This is a genomic window from Saccharothrix sp. ST-888, assembly GCF_000955975.1.
Taxonomy (GTDB): Bacteria; Actinomycetota; Actinomycetes; order Streptomycetales; family Streptomycetaceae; genus Kitasatospora.
On sequence record NZ_JYJF01000098.1, the window covers coordinates 22,527 to 28,639 of the forward strand.

7 protein-coding genes are annotated in these 6,113 nt (G+C 72.2%); 5 read left to right on the forward strand and 2 right to left on the reverse strand.

Going from position 1 to position 6,113, the window contains the following annotated elements; all coding sequences use genetic code 11:
• Positions 1-48: 48 nt before the first annotated feature.
• Positions 49-288, reverse strand: coding sequence for a hypothetical protein (locus tag UK12_RS25540; RefSeq protein ID WP_045305492.1), 240 nt, complete (start codon positions 286-288; stop codon positions 49-51).
• A gap of 214 nt (positions 289-502) precedes the next feature.
• Between UK12_RS25540 and UK12_RS25545 the strand changes: the two genes are divergently transcribed.
• From UK12_RS25545 to UK12_RS25565, 5 genes are all read left to right on the forward strand, one after another.
• A complete protein-coding gene (locus UK12_RS25545; RefSeq protein ID WP_052682153.1) occupies positions 503-1,018 on the forward strand; it encodes an SDR family NAD(P)-dependent oxidoreductase in 516 nt (171 codons plus the stop codon).
• A gap of 94 nt (positions 1,019-1,112) precedes the next feature.
• Positions 1,113-2,645 (forward strand): AMP-binding protein, encoded by a 1,533-nt coding sequence (locus tag UK12_RS25550; RefSeq protein ID WP_045305493.1) that lies wholly within the window; start codon positions 1,113-1,115, stop codon positions 2,643-2,645.
• Positions 2,646-2,990: 345 nt separating this feature from the next.
• The gene (locus UK12_RS25555) at positions 2,991-3,791 is read left to right on the forward strand and encodes a TIGR03084 family metal-binding protein (protein ID WP_045305494.1); all 801 of its coding nucleotides are present in this window, start codon (positions 2,991-2,993) and stop codon (positions 3,789-3,791) included.
• Positions 3,792-3,987: 196 nt separating this feature from the next.
• Positions 3,988-4,452, forward strand: coding sequence for a hypothetical protein (locus UK12_RS25560; protein ID WP_045305495.1), 465 nt, complete (start codon positions 3,988-3,990; stop codon positions 4,450-4,452).
• Between the two features lie 41 nt (positions 4,453-4,493).
• Positions 4,494-5,222 (forward strand): aspartate/glutamate racemase family protein, encoded by a 729-nt coding sequence (locus UK12_RS25565; protein ID WP_045305496.1) that lies wholly within the window; start codon positions 4,494-4,496, stop codon positions 5,220-5,222.
• Between the two features lie 140 nt (positions 5,223-5,362).
• Here the strand turns inward: UK12_RS25565 and UK12_RS25570 are convergent.
• Positions 5,363-6,113, reverse strand: a 751-nt coding sequence (locus tag UK12_RS25570; protein WP_045305497.1) for a helix-hairpin-helix domain-containing protein, incomplete at its 5' end; no start/stop codon positions are given.

Below are 6,113 nucleotides of genomic sequence, written 5' to 3' on the forward strand. Positions count from 1 at the left end.
CCGTTGAGCACCCGGCCGGCCCCTTGGCCGAGCCGCTGACCCCTACGATCAGCTGCTGGTCGCGTCGCCGCCGACCGCGAGCGCGGCGCCGCCCGACGAGCTGGCGTCGCCGCCGACGGCGAGCGCAACACCGGCGCCGGTGCCGGTGAAGTCCGCGTCACCGCCAACGGCGAGGGAGCCCTGCGGGTGCATGCCGTCCTGTTGGGCAGAGGCCACGCCGGCCCCGCCGATGAGAGCGATACCGGCCATGGCCGCAGCAGCGGCAATCCTGGCGATCGAGGTGCGCATGAGTCCTCCGGAAGTGGCGAAGAACCAGATTGGTGACAGGACGCCACGATCTTCGGCACCCCGGAGCGCAGCCAGGCAACCAGACGCAGTCATTCCACCCTCCCGGACGACCAGATACACCGGTACGGCCGAGTGGGCACGATCCAAACCTGCCCCTGCCGCCGACCGGACGGCTTGACCCTGACACTGGCGGCAGGGTTGCACGCTCTCCCTCGTGAACAGCATCGACAGCACTTCGCTGCACGGAAAGGTCGCCGTGGTCACGGGCGCGGAGACCGGGATCGGCCGCGCGACCGCACGCAGGTTCGCCGCCCTCGGCGCCCGGGTGGTGGCCGTGGGACGCCGCCCCGGGCCGCTCGCCGAGACGGCCGCCTCCGCCCCTGCCTCTGCCCCCGCCGTCTCCATCTCCCCCGACGCGGACGCCACCGACTCCGGGAGCAGCCCCGTCACTCCCCTGTCCGCCGACATCACCGCTCCCGGCGCGCCCGAGCGGATCGTCGACGCCGTCCTGGCGCGGCACGGGCGCTTGGACATCCTGGTGAACAACGCCGGGATCGTCCGCAGCGGAGCGCTCGGCAGCATCTCGCCTGCGGCGATCGAGCCGCAGCTGGCCACCAAACTGTGCGACCGCCTCGCGTCCGCGCTGCGCACGGCCGGCGTGACCGATGTCGTGACGTCCGATATGACGGACCGTGTGACCGACGGGGTGACGGACGGAGTGACGACCTAGACCCCGCACCGCCGACGCCGGGTGGACGGTGTCGGTCGGACGGTGCTCCGGCCGGGGGTATGCGGAAGGCGGCCGGGCCGGGCACAGTGGCGTCATGCAGACTCCACTTACCGTGATGGACTTCCTCGACCGGGCCGAGCTGGTCTATGGAGACCGCGTCGGCCTGATCGACGAACCGGTTCAACCGGCCTCCTCCTGGGGCGATGTGACGTATCGACGGATGGCCGCGCTGGCCCGCGCCCAGGCCGCCGGTCTGGACCGGCTCGGCGTCGGCCCCGGCGAGCGGGTCGCCGTCGTCTCGCACAACTCCGCCCGCCTGATGACCTCGTTCTACGGGGTGAGCGGCCACGGCCGGGTGCTGGTACCGGTCAACTTCCGGCTGAAGGCGGAGGAGGTGGCGTACATCGTCGAACAGAGCGGCGCGTCCGTCCTGTTGGTGGATCCGGAGCTGGACGAGGCACTGGCCGGGATCCCGGTCAAGCACCGGTTCGTCCTCGGCGCCGAGAGCGACGAGGTGCTGTACGACTTCGCCAACGAGCCGGTACGCCACCGCATTTCCGAGTCACAGACCGCCACCGTCAACTACACCAGTGGAACCACCGCCAGTCCCAAGGGAGTTCAGCTCACCCACCGCAACCTCTGGCTCAACGCGGTACTGATGGCACTGCACTTCGGGGCGGGCGACCGGGACGTCTACCTGCACACCCTGCCGATGTTCCATGCCAACGGCTGGGGCATGCCGTTCGGGCTGACCGGTCTGGGCGCGCAGCACGTCGTCCTGCGCAAGGTGGACGGCACCGAGATCCTGCGCCGGGTCGAGCGGCACGGGGTGACCTTCCTGAGCGGTGCGCCCGCCGTCGCCGCCATGATCCTGGAGGCCGCCGCCGACTGGGACGGCCCGATCCCCGGGCGCGACCGGGTCCGCATGGTGATCGCCGGCGCGCCGCCGCCCACCGCGATGGTGCAGCGCTTCGAGGACGAGCTGGGCTGGGAGTTCATGCAGATCTACGGCCTGACCGAGACCTCCCCCCTGGTCACGGTCAACCGCGGCCGCGCCGAGTGGGACGAACTCCCCTCCGCCGAGCGGGCGGAGAAGCTGGCGCAGGCCGGAGCACCCTCGCTGGGCACCCAGCTGCGGGTGGACGGGCAGGGCGAAGTGCTGGTCCGCTCCAACGTGGTGTTGGAGGGCTACTGGCAGCAGCCGGAGGAGACGGACGCGGCGCTGAAGGACGACTGGTTCCACACCGGCGACGGCGGCTCTCTCACCGACGGCTCCCTCACCATCGCCGACCGGAAGAAGGACGTCATCATCTCCGGCGGCGAGAACGTCTCCTCGATCGAGGTGGAGGACTGCCTGTACCGCCACCCGGCGGTGCTGGAGGTCGCGGTGATCGGCGTGCCGGACGCCAGGTGGGGCGAGACGGTCAAGGCGCTGGTCGTGCTCAAGGACGGCCACTCCGCCGACGAGGCCGAGCTGATCGCACACTGCAAGCAGCGGCTGGCGGGGTACAAGTCGCCGACCTCGGTGGAGTTCCGCGACGCGCTGCCCAGGACCACCACGGGCAAGCTGCAGAAGTTCCGGCTGCGGGCGCCCTACTGGGAGGGCAAGCAGCGGGGGGTCAACTGAGCCGTGCGGCACGGGCGGTCGGCCTGTCCGGGCCGAACCTGCGTACTGCCGGGTCCAGTTCGGCCTGGTTGGGGACGCCCGGCTTGTGCATCGCGCTCTCCGGCAGATCGGCGACGGTAACGCGGGCGCAGGTGCGGGTACGGGCGCACGTGCGCCGGGCGGCGGTCTCCTGGTCGGTCCGGACGGTCGCCGCCCGGCGCCGTGGCTCGCGCTCCCTGGACGGGAGAGTTCCGGCCGGACCCGTTCCGCCCGGCCTGTCACAGCAGTTACGCTGCGGACGCCGCCGGCTCCAGCGGGTGCCGGCGGGTTGCCGCCACACCACCGACGGAAGGCAGAGGCAGACCGATGGCAGACCTCACCGCGCTCCTGGACGACCTGCGGGCCGAGAGCGCCGACCTGGACGTTCTGGTCGCCGGACTGGACCGTGCCGGGCTCGCCACCCCCACCCCGGCCGTCGGGTGGACCATCGCCCACCAACTCTCCCATCTGGCCTGGACGGACCGCTGGTCGCTGCTCGCGGTGCGCGACGCGGAGGGTTTCCGGGTCGCCGCCGAACGGGGGTTCACCTCCGGTACGGATCCCGTCGAGGCGGGTGCGGCGGAGGGCGTGGGCGAGGAGGCCGCCGCGCTGCTGGGCCGCTGGCGCGCCGGTCGGGAGGAGCTGGCCTCCGCGCTGCGGGAGGCCGAGGCGGCGGGACTTCGACTGCCGTGGTTCGGTCCGCCGATGAAGCCCGCCACCATGGCCACCGCCCGGCTGATGGAGACCTGGGCGCACGGACAGGACGTCGCGGACGCCCTCGAGGTGGAGCGCAAGCCGACCGCCCGCCTGCGGCAGGTGGCCCACCTCGGCGTACGCACCATGGGGTTCGCGTTCGCGCAGCACGGACTGCCGGCGCCGGCACCGGACCGACCGATCCGGGTCGAACTCACGGCGCCCGACGGAGGGCTGTGGACCTGGGGGGCCGAGGACGCGGAGGACCGGGTGACCGGTCCCGCGCTGGACTTCTGCCTGCTGGTGACCAAGCGGCGGCACCGGGACGACCTGGCACTGCGCGCCGAGGGCGCAACCGCGTCGGCCTGGCTGCCGATCGCCCAGGCGTTCGCAGGTCCCCCGGGAGAGGGGCGACCTTCGAGGGAGGCGAATTGAGCCGAATTTCCCTCCGTCGAGCGATTTACCGCCTTTGTTGACGAATGGTTGACTGTGCGTCATGAAGCGGCGTACACGATCCCGCGGTCCTCTCCGCACCCGATTCCACGCTCGATCCCACACCCAATCCTGTGCCCGGTCCCCCGTCCGGTCCCCCGGTGTTCCCCGCGCTCGATCCGGTAGCCGACTCCACACCGTGACGGCCGGTTTCGCGGCACTCCTCGCGGTCGTCCTCCTGTCCTCCGCCGTACCTTCCGCTGCCGCCGCCGCGCCGGCAGTCGGGGAGGCGTCCGCCCCCGCGAGCAGCAAGCGGGTCAGCCTGGCGGAGGCCCGGGTGGACACCTTCTTCAAGCAGTACCGCTCCGCTGTGCTCGGCCGGAACGCCCAACAGGCGCGGCAGGTACGCGCGCAGTACCTCAGCGCCGACCTGAACCGCCGCCTCGACGCCTGGGCCGCCGCCCATGACGCCGACCCGGTCTTCCGCGCGCAGAACGTCCCGCAGTCCTGGTTCGTGCGCTACGGCGGTAGCGGCGCGGGCTCGTCCACGGTCGTCCTCACCGAGAGCTGGGGCGGCGGCAACAGCCGGGACGTCTGGTACGCCGTCCGCCTCTCCGACGTGCTGATCACCGATCTCGCCGACCCATCGGGCCCGGCCGACTGACCACCTCCTCCCCCAGCCGGCGGGCATGCGAGAGTTGGCCGATGAAGACCATCGGCCTGCTCGGCGGAATGAGCTGGGAATCCACGGCGGAGTACTACCGCCTGCTGAACGAACTGACCAGGGAGCAACTGGGCGGCCTGCACTCGGCCCGGTGCGTGCTCTACTCGGTCGACTTCGCGGAGATCGAGCGCCTCCAGGTCGAAGGACGCTGGGAGGAGGCCGGTGCGGTGCTCGCCTCCGCCGCCGAAGCCCTGGCAGCCGCAGGCGCGGACCTGCTCCTCATCTGCACCAACACCATGCACAAGGTCGCCGACCAGGTCGCGGCGGCCGTCGAGATCCCGCTGCTCCACCTCGCCGACACCACGGCGGCTGCCGTCCGGGCGGCCGGGGTGCGCCGAGTCGGTCTGCTCGGTACGGCGTTCACCATGGAACAGGACTTCTACCGTGGCCGTCTGGCCGACCACGGGCTGGATGTCCTCGTCCCCTCCCCCGGCAGCCGCGCCACGGTCCACCGGGTCATCTACGAGGAGCTGTGCCAGGGCATCATCCGAGAGGAGTCGCGTCTGGCCTACCAGGCAGTCATCGACGAACTGGTCGCCGCCGGAGCGGAGGGAGTCATCCTCGGCTGCACCGAGATCGAACTGCTCATCGCCCCCGAGCACAGCCCCGTCCCGGTCTTCGCCACCACCCGCCTGCACGCCGAGGCCGCCGTCGCCGCCGCCCTCGCCGACCGCCTCGGCACACCCCACCCGCCGAAACCCGTCCACTGAGCACCAACACCCGGACGGGAAGCCGGAAGTACCCGCTGTCAGCACAGCCCGGACGCTGCTCCAGGTGACCCGGCACGCCTCGGAGGAGCGAGCAGCAGTGACAGACCCCGGCCTCCCATCGGCCTCGGACACCGCCTCCCTCACACGCCGATCCGGAGGGCGGTCAGGCGGGTGGCGACCAGGTTGGTGGCGCCGTGGTTGCGCTCGACGAGACCGTGGACCAGGAGTCCGGCCCGGTCCAGGGCGGTGCGGCGGTTGGGCTCCCAGACCGGGCGGCTGCAGACGACGTTGATCAGGCCGGTCTCGTCCTCCAGGCTGAGGAAGAGGACACCGCCTGCCGTGGGGGGCCGTTGGCGGTGCGTCACCAGCCCACCGACCAGGACGGAGGTGCCGGGCTCGACCCCGGGCAGGGCCGACGCCGGCAGGGCACCGCCCCGGTCGAGGGCCTGGCGCAGATGCTGCATGGGGTGGCTGGTGGCGGAGGTCCCGGTGGCCCAGAGGTCGGCGATGGTCTCCTCGACCGGGGTCATCGCGGGCAGCGGCGGAGCGTCCACGCCGGGGGCCGTGCCCGGCAGACTGTCCGGCGAGACGGTCGCGTACACCCCGGCGGACCAGAGTGCCTGACGTCTGGTCAGCCCGAAACAGCCGAAGGCCCCGGCCGTGGCCAGCGCCTCCAGGACGGGCGTCGGCAGGGCGGTACGGCGGGCGAAGTCCTCCAGGTCCGCGTAGGGCTGCCCGGCGGCGATCGCCTCCGCCTGCGGGACCCCGAGCCCTCGGACGGTGGTGAGCCCGAGCCGGATGGCGGGCTGACGGATAGCGGGCTGACGGATAGCGGGCCGGCGGATGGCGGGGCGACGGCCGAGTGGGCTGGCAGGCGAGCTGACGGCGGTA

Bases quoted from the DNA above. Each gene is read 5' to 3' on its own strand.
- UK12_RS25540 (WP_045305492.1), bottom strand. From the start codon at position 288: ATGCGCACCTCGATCGCCAGGATTGCCGCTGCTGCGGCCATGGCCGGT.
- UK12_RS25550 (WP_045305493.1), top strand. From the start codon at position 1,113: ATGCAGACTCCACTTACCGTGATGGACTTCCTCGACCGGGCCGAGCTG.
- UK12_RS25555 (WP_045305494.1), top strand. From the start codon at position 2,991: ATGGCAGACCTCACCGCGCTCCTGGACGACCTGCGGGCCGAGAGCGCC.
- UK12_RS25565 (WP_045305496.1), top strand. From the start codon at position 4,494: ATGAAGACCATCGGCCTGCTCGGCGGAATGAGCTGGGAATCCACGGCG.